The 16,476-nt window shown below is 66.2% G+C and carries 15 protein-coding genes and 1 pseudogene; 5 read left to right on the forward strand and 11 right to left on the reverse strand.

The window, feature by feature from the left end; all coding sequences use genetic code 11:
- Positions 1-8 precede the first annotated feature (8 nt).
- Genes K3U94_RS14480 through K3U94_RS14495 form a run of 4 tightly spaced genes read right to left on the reverse strand, consistent with a single transcriptional unit; the run spans position 9 to position 3,452 of the window.
- Positions 9-878 (reverse strand): SDR family oxidoreductase, encoded by an 870-nt coding sequence (locus tag K3U94_RS14480; RefSeq protein WP_220694150.1) that lies wholly within the window; start codon positions 876-878, stop codon positions 9-11.
- A 20-nt stretch (positions 879-898) separates the two neighbouring features.
- Positions 899-1,765: a MaoC/PaaZ C-terminal domain-containing protein gene (locus tag K3U94_RS14485; protein WP_220694151.1), complete on the reverse strand. Its 867-nt coding sequence runs from the start codon at positions 1,763-1,765 to the stop codon at positions 899-901.
- A gap of 1 nt (position 1,766) precedes the next feature.
- Positions 1,767-2,219, reverse strand: coding sequence for a type II toxin-antitoxin system Rv0910 family toxin (locus K3U94_RS14490; protein WP_220694152.1), 453 nt, complete (start codon positions 2,217-2,219; stop codon positions 1,767-1,769).
- 27 nt (positions 2,220-2,246) lie between these two features.
- Positions 2,247-3,452, reverse strand: coding sequence for a lipid-transfer protein (locus K3U94_RS14495; protein WP_220694153.1), 1,206 nt, complete (start codon positions 3,450-3,452; stop codon positions 2,247-2,249).
- A gap of 191 nt (positions 3,453-3,643) precedes the next feature.
- Between K3U94_RS14495 and K3U94_RS14500 the strand changes: the two genes are divergently transcribed.
- From K3U94_RS14500 to K3U94_RS14510, 3 genes are all read left to right on the forward strand, one after another.
- Positions 3,644-5,086 (forward strand): PE-PPE domain-containing protein, encoded by a 1,443-nt coding sequence (locus tag K3U94_RS14500; protein WP_220694154.1) that lies wholly within the window; start codon positions 3,644-3,646, stop codon positions 5,084-5,086.
- Between the two features lie 71 nt (positions 5,087-5,157).
- Entirely contained in the window at positions 5,158-6,630 is a 1,473-nt protein-coding gene (locus K3U94_RS14505) for a PE-PPE domain-containing protein (RefSeq protein WP_230987129.1), read from the forward strand.
- A 42-nt stretch (positions 6,631-6,672) separates the two neighbouring features.
- Positions 6,673-8,328: a PE-PPE domain-containing protein gene (locus K3U94_RS14510; RefSeq protein WP_220694156.1), complete on the forward strand. Its 1,656-nt coding sequence runs from the start codon at positions 6,673-6,675 to the stop codon at positions 8,326-8,328.
- Between the two features lie 39 nt (positions 8,329-8,367).
- On the opposite strand, the pseudogene K3U94_RS14515 reads toward K3U94_RS14510, so the two are convergent.
- The 5 genes and pseudogenes from K3U94_RS14515 to pptH all read right to left on the reverse strand — a co-directional run.
- Positions 8,368-8,985: pseudogene (locus tag K3U94_RS14515) on the reverse strand (TetR/AcrR family transcriptional regulator); the annotation flags it as partial.
- A gap of 193 nt (positions 8,986-9,178) precedes the next feature.
- On the reverse strand, positions 9,179-10,156 hold the full coding sequence (locus K3U94_RS14520; protein ID WP_220694157.1) for a DUF2804 domain-containing protein: 978 nt from the start codon (positions 10,154-10,156) through the stop codon (positions 9,179-9,181).
- A gap of 7 nt (positions 10,157-10,163) precedes the next feature.
- Positions 10,164-11,054, reverse strand: coding sequence for a tRNA pseudouridine(55) synthase TruB (gene truB / locus K3U94_RS14525; protein ID WP_220694158.1), 891 nt, complete (start codon positions 11,052-11,054; stop codon positions 10,164-10,166).
- Positions 11,051-11,710 (reverse strand): 4'-phosphopantetheinyl transferase PptT, encoded by a 660-nt coding sequence (pptT, locus tag K3U94_RS14530; RefSeq protein ID WP_047318545.1) that lies wholly within the window; start codon positions 11,708-11,710, stop codon positions 11,051-11,053. Before pptT ends, truB begins: the two co-directional genes overlap by 4 nt.
- The gene (gene pptH / locus K3U94_RS14535; protein WP_220694159.1) at positions 11,707-12,672 is read right to left on the reverse strand and encodes an ACP phosphodiesterase PptH; all 966 of its coding nucleotides are present in this window, start codon (positions 12,670-12,672) and stop codon (positions 11,707-11,709) included. The genes pptT and pptH overlap by 4 nt, the downstream gene beginning before the upstream one ends.
- A 115-nt stretch (positions 12,673-12,787) precedes the next feature.
- Between pptH and K3U94_RS14540 the strand changes: the two genes are divergently transcribed.
- Entirely contained in the window at positions 12,788-13,372 is a 585-nt protein-coding gene (locus K3U94_RS14540; protein WP_220694160.1) for a DUF3558 domain-containing protein, read from the forward strand.
- Between the two features lie 5 nt (positions 13,373-13,377).
- On the forward strand, positions 13,378-15,021 hold the full coding sequence (locus K3U94_RS14545) for a CocE/NonD family hydrolase (RefSeq protein WP_220694161.1): 1,644 nt from the start codon (positions 13,378-13,380) through the stop codon (positions 15,019-15,021).
- Here the strand turns inward: K3U94_RS14545 and K3U94_RS14550 are convergent.
- Together K3U94_RS14550 and K3U94_RS14555 are read right to left on the reverse strand one after the other, a co-directional pair.
- Positions 14,974-15,759, reverse strand: a complete 786-nt coding sequence (locus K3U94_RS14550; RefSeq protein ID WP_230987130.1) for a DUF5642 family protein — start codon at positions 15,757-15,759, stop codon at positions 14,974-14,976. The genes K3U94_RS14545 and K3U94_RS14550 overlap by 48 nt on opposite strands.
- Positions 15,714-16,037, reverse strand: a complete 324-nt coding sequence (locus K3U94_RS14555; RefSeq protein WP_220694162.1) for a hypothetical protein — start codon at positions 16,035-16,037, stop codon at positions 15,714-15,716. The genes K3U94_RS14550 and K3U94_RS14555 overlap by 46 nt, the downstream gene beginning before the upstream one ends.
- Positions 16,038-16,476: the final 439 nt, after the last annotated feature.

Here is a 16,476-nt window from a genome sequence, read left to right on the forward strand (position 1 = left end):
CCCCGGGGTCAGTGCGGCAGCCGTGCCGCGATGTCGTCGAGCTGCCAGATGCCGTCGGTCTCGATGGTGTCGGTGTCGTGCCAACCGGACAGCCGCGAGATGGCGCCACCCTGTACCGCGTACACGGTGCCGGTGACCGGGCACTTCTCGGTGGCCAGATAGGCCACCAGCGGGGAGATGTTGGCTGGGCTGAACAGGTCCAGCTCCCCTTCCTCGGGCTCGGCCATCAGCGCACCCATGCCGGGCGTGGCCAGGGTGAGGCGGGTACGTGCGATCGGAGCGATGGCGTTGACGCGCACTCCGTAGCGGTCCAGTTCCTCCGCCGCGATCAGGGTCAGTGCGGCGATCCCCGCCTTGGCCGCACCGTAGTTCGCCTGCCCGGGGTTGGGCAGCGTGACCCCGGACCCCGAGGCGGTGTTGATCACCGCGGCGTTGGGCTGGTCACCGGCCTTGGACTGCGCCTTCCAATACACCGCGGCGTGGTGCAGCATCGCGAAATGCCCCTTGAGGTGCACGGCGATCACCGCATCCCATTGTGATTCCTCCATACCGGGGATGAAGGCATCACGCAGAATGCCGGCGTTGTTGACCAGCACGTCCAACCGGCCGAACTCGTCGATGGCCTGCTGGACAATGCCTTTCGCGGCATTCCAATCTGCGACACTGTCGGTGTTGGCGACCGCTCGTCCGCCGGCCGCCACGATCTCGTCAACGACCTGCTGCGCGGTGGTGGTGTCGGAGCCCTCGCCGGCATTGCTGCCGCCCAGGTCGTTCACCACGACGCTGGCGCCCTCGCGGGCGAACAGCAACGCGTGTTCCCGGCCGATTCCTCGGCCGGCTCCGGTGATGACGGCGACCCGGCCTTCCAATACACCCATGTATGACTCCTTGCTGTGTTCTAGTCTGCGATGACGGCCAAGCCGTCGGTAATGGCCAATTCGTCGGTGCCGACGCGCGCCGTCTCGAATGCGTAACTGGTCGTGTTGTCCGCCGATCCGGTTTTCCAGATCCGGGTCTCCAGGTCATCGCCGGGCAGCACCATCTTGGAGAACCGCACCGCAAATCGCTTGAGCCGAGATACATCCGACCCACCGACCTCGGTGAGCACCGCCCAGGACGTGAACGCCATGGTGCATAGGCCGTGCGCGATGATGCCCGGCAGTCCGGCCGACTTCGCAACCTCCTCGTCGAGGTGGATCGGCATCGGGTCACCGGAAGCCGGTGCGTAGCGGAACGTCTGGTCGGCATCGACGTGCTGGACGACCTTGGCGATGGGCGCCCCGTCCTGCAATGTCGGGTCGAACTTGTGCTCCGGACTGAGCTCACCGATCTTCTTGCCGGCGTTGTGGCCCCGGAAGAAGCACGTCACGTACTGCTCGTTGACCAGTTCACCGTCTTGCGCGCGGCATTCCAGGTAGATCGCCGCGCGAGTGCCCTTCTCCAAGCCCTCATAGCCGATCATCTTGCCGCGGGAGACCAGCTTGTCTCCCGGTCGGATCGGCCGATGGAACCGGAAGTCCTGCTCGCCGTGGACGACTCGTGGGATCAACTCCACCGGAGCGACCTCGACCGCCGGGGTGAGCATGGCTTCGAAGACGGGCACGATCGCGAATACCGGTGCGGCGACCTGTCCGGTCAGGTGCGCCGGGATCGGGTCGTTGGTGGCCTGGGCATAGTCGATCAGCCGCTGCCGGGTGACCTCGAAGTGCTCCTCATCGCACCACTTGTCCAACCCGGAGTCGTCGAACTCCAGATCGTCAGCCACGTCAGGCCGCCGTCGAGGCCAGCGCCTCGAGCTGGGCGAGGGTCTTGTCGAGTTGTTTGGCTCCGTCCTTCTCGACCGCCTTGCCCAACGCGCCCTTGATCAGCGCGCCCTCGAAGTCGCCGGCCACGCTGAATTGGGAGCCGTCACCCTCCGGGGTGACCGTGAAGTCGAAGCGGCACCTCACGCCCGCCATACCGGTGCCCGACATGGTGAGGCTGCGTGGGGACCCGTCCTCATCAACGACATTCTCGACTGTCCATTCGATCTTGTTCGCCATCCCGAGCATGACGATCTTGGCCGTCAACGTCGAGCCCGGTGCCAACGCGGCGGGTGGCTCGGTGAGCCACTTTTCGTGGATGGTGAACCACTGGTCCCAGCTGGACAGGTCGCTGATGGTGTCCCACAGCGCGTTCGGGCTGACGGCCAGGCTTTTGGTGGCTTCGATGTGTCCCATGGGGTGTTCTCCTCGGCTATCGATGGTTTAGCGCTCGGCGCGCTGGTAGGCGGTGACCACGGCGGCTCCGCCGAGGCCGATGTTGTGTTGCAGGGCGGCGGTGACGCCCGGCACCTGGCGTTGGTCGGCGTCGCCGCGGAGCTGCCAGGTCAGTTCGGAGCACTGCGCCAACCCGGTGGCGCCCAGCGGATGTCCCTTGGAGATCAAGCCGCCAGAGGGGTTGACCACCCAGCGCCCGCCGTAGGTGGTGTCGCCGGCGTCGATCAGCTTGGGCGCGTCGCCCTCGGCGCAGAGCCCCAGCGCTTCATAGAGCAGCAGCTCGTTCGCCGAGAAGCAGTCATGCAGCTCGATCACCTGGAAGTCTTCCGGACCCAGGCCGGACTGCTGGTAGACACGTTGCGCGGCTTGCACATTCATGTCGTAGCCGATCAGGTTCTTGGCGCTGCCGTCGAAGGTGGAGGCGAAGTCGGTGGTCATCGCCTGCCCGACGATTTCGACCGCTCGCCCGGCCAGGCCGTGCTTGTCGACAAACGCCTCGCTGGCCAGAATCGCCGCACCCGATCCGTCCGAGGTCGGCGAGCACTGGAGCTTGGTCAGCGGGTCGTAGATCATTCGCGAGCCCAGGATGTCGTCGAGGCTGTATTCGTCCTGGAACTGGGCGTAGGGGTTGTTGACCGAATGTTTGTGGTTCTTGTAGCCGATCTTGGCGAAATGCTCGGCGGTCGAGCCGTGTTGCTTGATGTGTTCGCGGCCCGCGGCGCCGAACATCCACGGCGCAACCGGGAACAGCACTTCGGAGATCTCGGCCATCGCGAGCACATGCTTTTCCATCGGCTGGGCACGGTCGTCGTAGGTGGACTCCAGCGAACCGGGCTTCATCTTCTCGAAGCCCAGCGCGATGGTGCAGTCGGCCAGCCCGCCCCGGATCGCTTGGGCGGCGAGGTAGAGCGCTGTCGACCCGGTCGAACAGTTGTTGTTGACGTTTACGACCGGGATCCCGGTCAGCCCCAGCTCGTACAGGGCCCGCTGACCGGAGGTGGACTCGCCGTAGACGTAACCGACGTAGCCCTGTTCCACCTCGCGGTAGTCGATCCCGGCGTCGGCCAGCGCCTTGGTGCCGGATTCCCGGGCCATGTCCGGGTAGTCCCATGCCGACCCGTCGTCGTTGAGTCGACGGCCCGGCTTCTCGAACTTCGTCATGCCAACGCCGATCACATACACCTTGTTCGCCATCAGGCTCCTCCCGTATTGCGCATCAGGGCCGACTCCAGCCCCTACACATAGAAACATACAAGCCAGATTGTATCTTGACTAATTCTGCCAGATGGTGGACCGTATGGGCGTGAAGGGCAGCTGAGGACACCCTGAGCTTCTGCTCATCGTTCGAAGCTGAACGTGGTTACTTTGGCTCCGCGGAGGTCGCCATGACAGCTCGCAGAATCGGTTCGTCGCGCGCCGCGCCCTGGGCGATCGCGGGCTCCACTCTGCTGGCGGCGGCCTCCACGGTCGCGTCAGCGCCTGCTATCGGGACAACGCCGTGGACGGTGCAAACACTGTTGCTCGCCGGCGACACGGCATTGGTGATGGGCGGCACCGGAATCCAGGTCCCAAACCCCAGCCCCGACTACATCGTTGATGTCACCACCAAATACATCACCCCGAATTTCCCGGACTTCACCGCGGACCAAGCACAAGGCCTGTTCACGCCCGAGAACCTCTACCCACTGACCGGCACCAAGAGCTTGACTCTCGACCAGTCACTGGACCAGGGGGTCCAGATCCTCCATGACGCGATCATGCAGGAAGTCGGCACTGGAAACCGCGTCGCCGTCCTGGGCTATTCGCAGAGCGCCGTGATCGCCAGCTTGGAAATGCAGAAGCTGGCCGGACTGCCGCCCGGGGAGCAACCAAGCCCCGACGACCTCCACTTCGTGCTGATCGGCGATCCCAGCAATCCCAATGGCGGGTTCTTCGAGCGCCTCGTCGGGTTCACCGCGCCGAGCCTGGGTGCGACCCTGACCGGCGCGACACCGTCCGATACCCCCTACCCGACCGATATCTACACGATCCAGTACGACGGCTATGCCGACTTCCCGAAGTATCCGCTCAATCTGCTGTCGGACCTCAACGCACTCTTGGGCGTCTTGTACGGGCATGGCATGTACCCGGCCCTCACGGCCGAACAGATCTCTGACGCCAGGGAATTGGCGACGTCACCGGGGTACGACGGTGCCACCACCTACTACATGATCCCGACCGAGAATCTGCCACTGCTGGAACCGCTGCGGTCGATCCCCGTCGTCGGCGATCCGTTGGCCGATCTGCTCCAGCCGGCCTTGAAAGTCCTCGTCGACTTGGGCTATGACGATCCCTTTGCGGCGACCACCTACGCCGACGTTCCCACCCCGATCGGATTGTTCCCCAACATTGACGTCGGCACGGTCCTCGACGACCTGGCGCGTGGGGCGCAGCAAGGATTCCAACAGTTCGTGAACGATCTCGGGTCGCTGTCCATGCCGGACCCGGCGGCGCTGGTCGCGGCGACTCTGCCGTCGATACCCTCTGGCCCCGGCGATTTCGTATCGGAACTCACCCACATCGTCAATACCGTCACCTCGGTAGTCGCGACCAACTACGCGGCGCTGCTTCCCACCGCGGATCTGCTCCTGACATTGCTGACCAGTGTGCCGCTGTACAACGCCCAACTGTTCATGGCCGGCATCGAGGCCGGCAACCTTGTCGACGCGATCGGTAACCCGCTCGCAGCCGACGCGGCGCTGATCTCGATGGGGCTGGGCCTTCTTGGCTTAAACGTCTTGAATACGGCCACATTCACCGTGGACGCACTCGCGGGACTCTTCTCATGACCTTCGCGCCGCACCCGAATGGGCCGATCCGGCCAGGTCTCCGGCTTGCCGCCGCCGCGGGTATCGGTGTCTTGGCGCTGACCGCAACGATCAGCGCGCCGTTCGCGTACGGCGACGACGTCACGTTGGTCCTGGGCGGCACCGGGCTTTCGGTACCCAACCCGCCGCCCGGCTTCATCATTGGCGGCACCGACAAATTCGTCACACCGAATTTCCCCGGTTTCACCAGCGCCCATGCGCAGGGTGTCTATACCCCCGAACAACTTTATCCGTTGACCGGAGTCAGCAGCCTCACGCTGAACCAGTCGGTAGCCGCGGGCGCCAACACGCTGAACAATGCCATTCTGCGTCAGATCGCTGAGGGGAACCATGTCGTCGTCCTCACCGACTCGCAAAGCAGCGTCGTCGCCGGCGAAGTGATGCGCCTGCTGGCCGCCCTGCCCGCCGACCAACAACCCAGCGCCGACGAGCTGGGATTCGTGCTACTCGTCGACCCGAACAATCCGAACGGCGGGCTCTTCGCCCGCTATCCCGATCTTGCCTTCCCGGCGCTGGGCGTGACATTCAACGGTGCGACGCCACCGGACACGATTTACCCGACGGCTGTCTACACGCTTGAATACGACGGCGCCTCAGACTATCCGCAGTACCCGATCAATATCCTGGCCGACCTCAATGCGATCGCCGGCTTTCTGTTTGTGCACCCGACCGCCGGCAATCTGACACCGGAACAGATCGCGTCGGCGATCGAGCTGCCGACCGACCCGGCCTACGGCACCGCGACCACCTATTACATGGTCCCCACGGAGAACCTTCCCCTGCTGGAGCCGCTGCGTGCCCTGCCGATTATCGGAAACCCCCTGGCCGACCTGATCCAGCCGGATCTGAGGGTGCTGGTCAACCTCGGTTACGGGGATCCCGACTTCGGCTATTCGACGGGGCCGGCGAACGTGCCCACGCCGGCCGGCTTCCTGCCCAACGTCGACCTCATCGATCTGTTGACCGACTTGGTCAAGGGCGCGCAGCAGGGTTGGAATGACGCGTTCAACAGCGTGACCTTCGAAGCGTTGGTACCGAACTTCGCCGCGGCTCCGACGGGTTCGCCGCTGGACATCCTCACCGGGGTCACCGGTATCACCGCCCCTCCGGTTCCGGTACCCACGATCATTCCGGGTGACACCGTCGGCAACATCATTTCGGTAATCCAGGCGCTGGGTGCCAATACGTTCGCAAATCTGACCTTGGCGCTGGGAGTTAACGCCGCGGCGTTCCTGCCGCCGGTGCAGATGGCCCTAGAGGCCGTGACCACCCTGCCGTCGGTCAACATCAACGCCGTCCTCTCTGCGGTCGACACGCTGGCCGGGGGCGACGTCGCCGGTTTCATCAGCACCCTTGGTGCCATACCCGGCGAGGACATCACCATCGGCCTTTTCGCGGCGCTGGTGTTCGCCGACGACATTCTCAATGCCGTGGCGGCCGACCTCGTGGCGCTGCAGGGAGCTGTTGACGGTGGCCTCGAAATCCTTTCCGCCTTTGTGCCGTAACCGGGAAACCGCACTGCCGCCATCTCCTGAGGAGGTCGGGTAATGACATCGCCGAGGCGCCTTTCTGGTCTGCCCTGCGCCATCGCCGGCAGCGCCCTGCTGTGGCTGACGGCGTCCACACCAATCCCGTTCGGGGTGCCGACAACCCCGGCAGTGACGTTGCTGGACAGCGAGGCATGGATCATGAGCGGCACCGGACCCTGTTGCCTAACACCCGAATCCCCGTGGTCGCAGCCGACGCAGGGATTGATCCAGGCGGTTGTCGACCGTTTCATCACCGGCACCATTGCGCCGGCTAACGTCGGCCCGCATTACTCCGTCGACAGCTCTTACGGTCTGGCCACCCCCGAGCAGCTTCACCCGTTCACCGGCTTGGAAAGCCTGTCCTTCGACACGTCGGTGCAGTGGGGTGCCGACGTCCTCGACGAACAGATCCGGACCCAGATCGCCGCCGGCAACAGCGTGGTGGTGTTGGGCGTCTCGCAGAGCGCGTCGATCATCACCCGTGAGATGAGCTACTTGGCCACCCTGCCCGCCGATGAGCGGCCGGACATCGATCAGTTGGCCTTCGTCCTGCTCGGGGACGGCAACAATCCCAACGGCGGCCTGCTGGAACGCTTCGACGGTGCCGACATCCCCGCCCTGCTGACGTTCTCCGGCGCGACCCCGGACAATCTGTATCCGACGGACGTCTTCACGCTCGAGTACGACGGGTGGGCGGACTTCCCGAAGTACCCGCTCAATATCGTGGCCGACCTCAACGCCCTGCTGGGCATGGCTACCGTGCACGGCACCTACGCGGCTCTCACGCCCGAGCAACTTGCGACGGCTATCGAGCTGCCGACGGCCGGCGACACCATGACCCACTATTGGATGATTCCCACCGGTTATCTGCCACTGCTCCTACCGTTCCAGCAACTCGGCGTCCCGGCGTGGCTGATTCACCTGATCGAGCCGGCCTTGCGGGTGATCGTCAATCTTGGCTACGGCGACCCCGACCATGGGTGGTCAGCCGGACCGGCGAACGCTCCCACCGTGGCCGGACTTTTCCCCACGGACGTCAATCCGTTCGCGGTCCTCGAAGATCTGGTCGACGGCGCCCTACGCGGAGCAGACGCGGCGCTCACCGACCTCGGGCTGCCAACGTTGCCGTCGCTGATCACCGACCCCGTCACTTACCTGGCGACTGCTCTCGGTTCCTTGGCTGATCAGACCGATCCGCTTATCCACGCCGTGAGTTCCGGTCTGCACGACGCGGTGAACAGTGTCGTCATTCCCGACTGGCTCGCGGCCGCACTCAGTCCGGTTTCCGGCGCGCTCAATAGCCTCGACAGCGTGGTCGGCCATGTCATCAACGATCAGCTCGATCCGCTGATCCAGCAGGCCGTTTACGCCCTCGGCGACCCGCTGCGAGACGCCCTCACCGACATCGGCGCCGACGACCGGCTCACCAATGCCGTCTACGTCATCGAGCAGCTGTTGCCCGTCGTTCTGGGCGCGCCGGCCAACTTCGTCACCAACGACCTGCATTTCCTCGCCGAAGGGACGAACCAGTTAGTCGCCGGTGACTTCGGCGGGTTTGTGGACCAACTCGAGCTCATCCCCGCCGGCGACATCACCATGGCCGCGCTGATGGGCCTCGGGTTGCCGTTTCTGGCGCTGCAGTCCATCCTCGCCGGCGTTCCGCTCACCATCTGACCCGGGCTGGGCTCGGCGGTCCGATGGCGAATCACGGATCGCGTCTGCCGCAATCTGGCGCAGGTGGCCGCAGACGCGTTCCCAACGCCGCCGCGCGCGCTCAGTGTCCTGATCCACGAAGCTTGCCACCAGGATTCCGCGCAGCGCGTCCATGGCGGTGTAGACGACGTTGCGGATCTCCTTTTGCGCGGGATGCCCGGGCATCAGCTGGGCGATCGCAGCGACCAGGGTGCCGTTGACGACGGCTTCCACCCTCTCGATGTGCTGAGCGAGGACCCGGTCGGTGCGGGCGGCGACCCAAAGTTCCACGGTGGCAATGAACATCGGCCCCTGGTGGGCCTCCCACAGGAAGTCGAGGGCCGTCGCCACCGGGTCCGGGATCGACCGAATCTGACCGAGCTCCCGAATGGCGGCCTGGGTGCGCTGCTGGGCGAGATGTTCGATCGCGGCGACGACGAGGTCTTCCTTCGACCGGAAATGGTGGATCTGGGCGCCCCGGGTGACGCCGGCCAACTCGGCGATGCGCGGCGTAGTGGTGCCGGCGTAGCCGTAGGTCACCAAGCATTCGATGGTGGCGTCGAGCAGGCGGGTCCGCATCGCTGCACTGCGCTCTGCCTGGGTGCGCCGTACTGGAGGTGCAGTGCCGCTCGCGGCCATCCACCCACCTCCCCGATTGGTCCTGTCGCAGCTCCCTGCGTCGGCCTAACTTTGCAGAGAAGCGTTTACATACGTTCCCGAGGGTATGCAACTTCCTCAGCATAACCGCGCCGGACGGGGACGCCTCCCACGCCACGCGGAGGTCGCGGACTGCCTCGCCTGCGCAGCATTCGGGGGTCTGAGCCAGCTCCGCTCACCAAAGCATGTGCACCTGCTCGGCCCAGCCGAGCAGACCGTCGACGGCAACACTCGTCCCGTCGTCGGTGCGGATCCGACCGTCGTAGTGCCCGAAACACTGGTGGGTGCCGGGCAGCGGTGACCGGTGGTGGAACGGGGTGAACGTCAGCTCCACCTGGTCGGAGCCGGGCGTGCGGATCGTCCACGGCCCGGCGTATTCGGGGTAATGCCAGTCCAGTTCGGCACCGATCTTGCTCAGTCGGCCGTCGACGCAGAGCGCATTCTCGGTGCTGCCGGTGCCCACCGTCCACTTGCCGCCCAGCTGCAGGCCGACCGTGTGGCCGTCGGTGGGCCCGGAGGCGGCACCCCAGTTCCATACGGTGTTGGCCGGCCAGCGGCCGCGCCCGTGGTCGAGCACACCCCATCCGCCCTCGAAGTCGTAGCGGGTGTCACCGACCCGCACGACGCCCGACGCCGGCCGCGCGGTGTGCTTGGCGGTGTACTGGAATCTCCGCTCGCCCCACGGCACCACCACCGCCAGCGTCTCGTGTCCGGGCGGCAATGCCACAAACAGGTCACCGGTCATGGGTCCGGCAGAGGTCTTGCAGGAGAACCGGATCCGGGTGCCGTCGGGCTCGGTGGTGAGGTCGATCGTGATCAGGCCGCGGGCGGCGGCCGGTCCGTCTCCGAGACTGGGCGGCAGGGTGATTCCCCAGCCGGCCGGGTGCAGACAGCTCCGACTCACCTCACGGCCGGAATAGTCGAAGAAGTACACATTGCTCACGCCGAGATAGTCCAGGCTCGCGACGGTCACCGCGATCAGGTGGGTGGGCGTCGTCACGCACCAGTACTCCCACCGCTTGGCGCGGCCCCACCCGCGAAGATTACTGCGGTGCAACGGGGTTCGGGTCCAGCCCACCGCGGCCGGGTTCAGCGACCCGGATGGGGTGCACAGATCGACCGGGTCGGTGATCTCGCGCTCATGGGTCACCATCGGCGAACTATAGCGTTGCCGGCCGGACGACGACCACCGACTTGGTCCGTCGTCCCGAGTCCTCCAGTAGTGCGATCACTCGCCCCTCGGCGTCGGTTGCCGCGTAGATGCCGTCGATGCCTGCCGGTGCCAGCGGCCGGCCGTGACTGACGTCGAGTGCCTCGTCGACGGTGAGGTCCCGGCGCGGAAAGGTTTGCAGGCAGGCGGCATCCAGGCTGTAGCTCAGCGCTGCACTCTCCCCCAGTTCGTCGAGGGTGCGAGCCTGGTCCAGCCCGAAGCTGCCGGCGCGGGTGCGCCGCAGTGCCCTCAGGTGCCCGCCCACTCCCAGCTCGCTGCCCACGTCACGGGCCAGTGCCCGGATGTAGGTTCCCGCCGAGCAGTCCACCTCGACGTCCAGATCGACGAACGGCTCGTCGCGCCGTACCGCCAGCAACTCGAAGCGTTCGATGCGCACCGGCCGGGCGGGCAGTTCGACGGCGCGGCCTTCCCTGGCCAGCTGGTAGGACCGCTTGCCGGCGACCTTGATGGCGCTGACCGCGGAGGGGACCTGCTCGATATCACCGCACAGTCCGGCGATCGCCGCGGCGATCTGGTCATCGGTGATGTGCGCCGCCGAAGTCGTCGCCAGCACCTCGCCCTCGGCGTCCTCTGTCGAGGTGGTTTGGCCCAATCGGATGGTGGCGGCGTAGGACTTCTGCGAGGTGGTCAGCAATCCCAGAATCTTGGTCGCCCGTTCGATGCCGATCACCAGCACCCCGGTGGCCATCGGGTCCAGCGTGCCGGCGTGGCCGACCTTGCGGGTCCCGAAGATCCTGCGACACCGCGAAACGACGTCGTGACTGGTGATTCCGGCGGGCTTGTCGACGATCACCAGACCGGCCGGCGGCGGCGTGCTCACAGCACGATCGCCGTCAGCACCAGACCGCTCGCCACCGACCAGCGCCCGCGCAGCTCGGTCAACGGCGGCCCGGACAGCGCCGCGGGGTCGATCAGGATGCGGGAGGCAAAGGTTCCGTCGGGGTCAAAAGTGATGTGGGCATCCTCGAAGCCCAGCCACCGCCTGGTCAGCGGAAACCACGCCTTGTAGGTGGCTTCCTTGGCGCAGAACAGGATTCGGTCCCAGTGCCGGTCCTGCGGCAGCGCCTCAAGCTCGACACGCTCGGCGGGAAGGCTGACCGCGTTGAGCACGCCGTCGGGCAACACGTCATGCGGCTCGGCGTCGATACCCACCGACCGCACGTCGACGCTGCGGCCCACCACCGCGCCGCGGAAACCCGCGCAGTGCGTCAGGCTGCCGACAACGCCGTCCGGCCAAGCAGGCTCGCCCTTCTCCCCTTTGAGGATCGCGACCGGCGGTTGCCCGAGCTCTTCCAACGCCAGCCGGGCACAGTAGCGCGCGGTGACGAATTCGTTGCGGCGTTTGGCGACCGAGCGGGCAACCAGCGGCTCTTCCTCGGGCAGTGGAGCCAGCCCGGGCGGATCGTCGTAGCGCTCGGCCCAGGCCAGCGAACCTGTCGGCGCTCCTTCGAGCACCCCGTCCAGCAGCTTGCTCATCGCGCCTGCCGTTGGCGTAGCCGTTCGGCGAACTTCGCGCTGGCCTCGCGCATCTCATCGGTGATGGCGAAGTGGCCGCCGAACTCGTTGAGGTAACCGGGCGGGTACTGCGGATCGGGCAGTATCTGGCGCAGCCACCGATGCGGCCGGCGGCGACGCCATTCCCGCGGATAGCCCACCGAGACCTCTTCGAAGCGCACGCCGTCGTAGAACGTGGTGCGCGGGATGTGCAGGTGGCCATAGACCGAACACGTCGCGTTGTAACGGGTGTGCCAGTCGGCGGTTTCCACGGTGCCGCACCACAGCGAGAACTCCGGGTAGAACAGCGCGTCGCAGGGCTGGCGCACCATCGGGAAATGGTTGACCAGCACGGTCGGCGTCATCCAGTCGAGGTTTTCGAGGCGTTTGCGGGTCACCGCGACCCGGTCGCGGCACCACGCGTCACGGGTGCCGTAGGGCTCGGGCGACAGCAGGAACTCGTCGGTGGCCACCACGTTGTTCTCCCGCGCGATGGCCAGACCTTCGGCCTTGCTCGTCGCGCCGGCCGGCAGGAAGGTGTAGTCGTAGAGCAGGAACATCGGCACGATGGTGGCGGGGCCACCCTGCTCGGTCCAGACCGGGAAGGGGTGCTCGGGCGTGATGACGCCCATCTGGTCACACATGTCGACCAGATAGTCGTAGCGCGAGCGCCCGAATATCTGCATCGGATCCTTGTTGGTGGTCCACAGCTCGTGGTTGCCGGGAACCCAGATCACCTTGTCGAAGCGTTTCCGCAGCAGATCCAGTGCCCAGCGGATCTCGTCGGTGCGCTCCGCGACGTCGCCGGCGACGATCAACCAGTCGTCCCCGGTGGCCGGATGCAGCGCCTCGGTGATCGGCTTATTGCCCAGGTGGCCGGTGTGCAAATCGGAGATCGCCCACAGGGTCGGGCCGTCTGCAGCCCTTGGCTCGTGGGTGTTCACGAGGGTCGAGCCTAATAGGTGCGCAGAATTAGAACGTGTTCTCGCCTTCGGGGCAGTGGCCGCCGCCACAACTTGTACACTCCCGGCAGAACACCGGGCGGAAGCGAGGAGTGTCATGCTCACCAAACTGCGTCTGATCACCGCGTTGGGGGCGCTGGTGATGGCCGTCGTGATGGTCTGGCAACAGACACCCCCCGGCAATGACGTCGCCGGCAAGTCCGGGGTCCAGTTGCGGTCCACCGCGATGCCGCTGGCACCCCCGACTACCTCGAGCAAAGCGGTCAACATCACCAACCCACGCCCGTTCGACGCCTGCGAGGACATCCCCTACGACGTCATCGCACAGTTGGGGCTGGCGTTCACGCCGCCAAAGCCGGTCGAGGGCGTGCGCTGCGAATTCGACGCCGGCAACTACCAGATGGCCGTCGAGACGTACGTCTGGCGCAGCTACGACGAGTCCATCCCGGCCGATGCGATCGAGATGGACATCAACGGGCACCGGGCGGCGCAGTACTGGGTGATGAAGCCCACCGAGTGGAACAACCGGTGGTGGTTCTCCTGCATGGTGGCGTTCAAGACCAGCTACGGCCTGATCCAGCAGTCGCTGTACTACTCGCCGGTGTACTCCAGCCCGGACGTGGACTGCCCCACCGAGAACCTGATGCGCGCCCACCAGCTGGCTCCGCACTACAAGTACTGACCTGCATGGCGAGTACCTCACCCCGTTTCGCCGATGCCATCGTCAATCGGGCGCTGCGGCGGCTGCCGCCGCCCACCACCGGCTACACCGTGCGCCGGGAGCACATCCCGATGCGCGATGGGGTCCAGCTGCGCGCCGACCACTATCAGCCGACCGGCGACGTGGCCGGCACCCTGCTGGTGCGCTGCCCCTACGGCCGCAAATTCCCGTTCTCGCTGGTGTTCGCCCGGATGTACGCCGCCCGCGGGTACCGGGTGATTCTGCAGAGTGTGCGCGGCACCTTCGGCTCCGGTGGGGTGTTCGAGCCGATGGTCAACGAGGCCGCCGACGGTGCCGACACCGTGGCCTGGCTGCGCGCCCAGCCGTGGTTCACCGGGTCCTTCGGCACCATCGGGTTGTCGTATCTGGGTTTCACTCAGTGGGCGTTGCTGGCCGACCCACCACCGGAGCTGACCGCGGCGGTGATCACCGTCGGGCCGCACGATCTGTACCAGTCGACGTGGGGCGTCGGGTCGTTCGCGCTCAACGACTTCTTGGGCTGGAGTCACATGATGGCCCACCAGGAGGTTCGGCCACGGATCCGTGCCGGCTTGGCGCAGCTGACCGCGCAACGCCGGGTCAAACGTGCCGCGGCTGCGTTGCCGCTGGGCTCGGCCGGCCGGGCGCTGCTGGGCGGCGGCTCCCCCTGGTACGAGTCGTGGGTTGAGCACCCCGATCGCGATGACCCGTTCTGGGACCGCTTGCGTCACCCGGTGGCGCTGGAGCGGACCCAGGTGCCGGTGCTGCTGCTCAGTGGCTGGCAAGACCTGTTCTTGGACCAGACGCTGGCTCAGTTCGCGACACTGCGCGACCGGGGAGCCGAGGTTGCGCTGACCGTCGGCCCGTGGACCCACACCGAGATGCTGACCAAGGGATTGCGCACTGTTACCGCAGAATCCCTGGACTGGCTCGACACTCATCTGGCCGGCGCGGACGGGCCGTCGCGAACCAGCCCGGTCCGCGTCTACGTCACCGGCGGCGGGGGCTGGCGTGAATTTCCGGACTGGGCCCCCGAACCGACCGGCCGAAGCTGGTGGCTGCAGACCGGCGGGCGGCTGGCCGACTCACCCGTGGCCGACGGTGCGACCGACTCGGCCAGCTTCAGCTATGACCCGGCCGATCCCACGCCGACGGTGGGCGGGCGGCTGCTCGCCCCCGGCGGCGGCTATCAGCGCGACGACGCGCTGGCGCGCCGTGCCGACGTGCTGACCTTCACCGGGGAGCCCCTGACCGAGGATGTCTACGTCTTCGGCAGCCCGGTGGTGGAGCTGGCGCATTCCAGCGACCACCCGCATGTCGACGTGTTCGTCAGGGTCAGCGAGGTCGACGGTCGCGGACGCTCACGCAATGTCAGTGACGGCTACCGTCGGTTGGACCAGAACACTGGCACGGTTCGTATCGACCTGGACCAGATCGCCCACCGTTTTGCGGCCGGCTCTCGCATCCGGCTGCTGATCGCCGGCGGCTGTCATCCCCGGTTCGCCCGCAACCTGGGCACCGGCGAGCCCGCGATCAGCGGCGCCGCCGCCCGACCGGCAACTCACACGGTGCGGCTGGCCGGCTCACGGTTGCTGCTGCCCGCGGACCGCCGAGACCGCCTTGACCAGTAGGTCTGACATCAGCCGCTGCGGATCCAACTGCGCATCCGCACTGCCCATGACGACCACCGACGTTCGTTGGTCGAGCGCCGCCGTGTACAGATAGTCGGGGTCCTCCTCGGGGTCCGCCACGCTCAGCTTCACCCCGGTCGTGGTGGCGCCGGCAATGGCGGGTGCCGCGATACGCTCCACGGTCCCGGTCGCCTCCGGCGAACCGGACAGCGAGATCCGGTCACAGCCCGCCGGTTCAGACTGAGCCGCAACAGGATTCGGCGACCGCAGGGCGACGACGTACACGTTGCCCTGGTCTCCCTGCCCGATCACGCCGGCAGCTTCGGTGCCGACCGTTGGATCGACATACGGTGGGATAACCACCGAGCGGCACTGCGGCGGGTCGACCTGGGCGTCGGTGAACGCGGCGACCGCGGAACCGTCGATGTCGGACTGCCCCAGTGTCTTTGCCGGGTGCGCCTGCGGCGTGAAGCCCTGCGGAAAGTCGTTGGAGACGGCGTCGACTCGTGAGATGTCGTACGGCGCCGGGCTCGGCTCAGCGGCGGGCGGCTGGGACGCAACCGGCCCGGCCGGGGTGACTTCGGCACTGGTGCCGCACCCGGCGAGGGTTGCCCCGACGCCGAGTGCGGCCAGCAGTGCCAGCCCATTCCGGGTAGCACGCAGCCCACCGCGGTCAAAGGCCGACATCGCGATCACCACCACCACCACCAGCGGTGCCAGAAGTGGTGATGACGCCACCAGTGGTGCCGGCCCCACTGCGGCATGGGAGCCGTGCGCCAGTCGGTGGCGAACACGGTATCGGCCGGTGCGCGATCGATGGCGACGCGATTCCCGACCGCGACCGGGAGCCCGAGCGGGGTCCCGGCCATGTGGACCGCCGCGGGCGGTTGTGCACCGACCTCCCCCGGGGATGCCTGCGCCGGGCCCGCGGCGCCGACCAACAGCGCACCGGCGACGGTGCCGGCACTGATCGCTCCGGCGGCCACGCGTCGGCACGAATTGCGTGAAATCAACATGATTTCCTCCCTCGTCAAGATTCCCGAATCATCTTGATATTCGGAGAGTAGCACCGGCACGAGTGCTCAACAACGGTCTGATTGACAATTTTTTTGTGTGCCGGATATTTCGCACAAGACGCGCCACATCCGTGTAGAAGACGTCTATATATGCAGCTCAAGACCCATCTACTGATCTACTGACCCACTGATTCACGGAGGTCCGTATTTAATGGAATCATGACCGACCGAGTCCATCTAACATTTCTTTAATCTTGTATAGATAATGGCGCGAAGAATTGCCACACCGTGGCTTTGTGCGCATCCGACCGATGAGCGGGCCCCTGCGCGACGCCATCACCGGGGCGAGGGCCCGCTGAGGCCGCTCTGGTCTTACCCGACGGGTGACGGGCTACTCTGGCGTTAGTACCAGGGTGAGGTTCCACCGCAACCGAAGGTC

The sequence above is a fragment of the Mycolicibacter heraklionensis genome (assembly GCF_019645815.1).
Classification (GTDB): domain Bacteria; phylum Actinomycetota; class Actinomycetes; order Mycobacteriales; family Mycobacteriaceae; genus Mycobacterium; species Mycobacterium heraklionense.